Source organism: Methylosinus sp. Sm6, from assembly GCF_019802345.1.
In the GTDB taxonomy this organism is placed as follows: domain Bacteria; phylum Pseudomonadota; class Alphaproteobacteria; order Rhizobiales; family Beijerinckiaceae; genus Methylosinus.
Genome location: NZ_JAINDZ010000133.1, coordinates 1 through 642 on the forward strand (window position 1 = coordinate 1; position 642 = coordinate 642).

The following is a 642-nucleotide window of genomic DNA, read 5'->3' on the forward strand; positions in this document are numbered from 1 at the left end:
GCGCCGTGCGGTCGCCGCGGGTCAGGCTCACGAAGGTCTCGTGAACCGGCGTGCGGAAGCCGCCGGCCGAGGCGATCACCTCCATCACCCGGTCGCCGCGCAGCGTCAGCGGCACGCGCGCGCCCTGCGACACCTCGCCGGTCACCGTCGCCATATTGCTGACGTTGCGCGTCACCGTCACCAGCGCCTGCGGCTCGATCGCCTTGCCGCGCAGCCGCTCGACGATGACCGCCTCCACATCCTGCTGGCTGCGGCCCGCGACCTGGATGCGCCCGGCGTAGGGCACGGTCACCGAGCCGTCGCGCCCGACCGTCTGATCGGGAATCGTCGCCGAGCGCGAGCCCGGGCCGGTGCGGTCGGCCCCGCCGGAGGAGAACAGGCCGCCGCCCGCCGCCTCCCACAAGGTGATCTGCAGGACGTCGCCGACGCCGATCGGCTGCGAGGCCGGCGGCCGATGATCGCCGAAGGAGCCGACCAGCGAGGGCTCCGGCCGCCGCGCCAGCACATTCAGGCTGGCGTCGTCGATCTCCACCGCCACATAGGCGGGCGCGGCCGTCGTCCCCGCCTCGGCCATCGTCCCCGCCTCGACCATCGATTCGCCCGACGGACCGCTGCCCGGAAGCATCGAGCAGCCGCACAGGA

The 642-nt window shown here is 74.0% G+C and carries 1 protein-coding gene; it reads right to left on the minus strand.

What is annotated here, in order from left to right; all coding sequences use genetic code 11:
- Positions 1–640 (minus strand): polysaccharide biosynthesis/export family protein (locus tag K3F48_RS23915; RefSeq protein WP_255609741.1); only part of this gene is annotated, 640 nt, incomplete at its 3' end.
- Positions 641–642 lie beyond the last annotated feature (2 nt).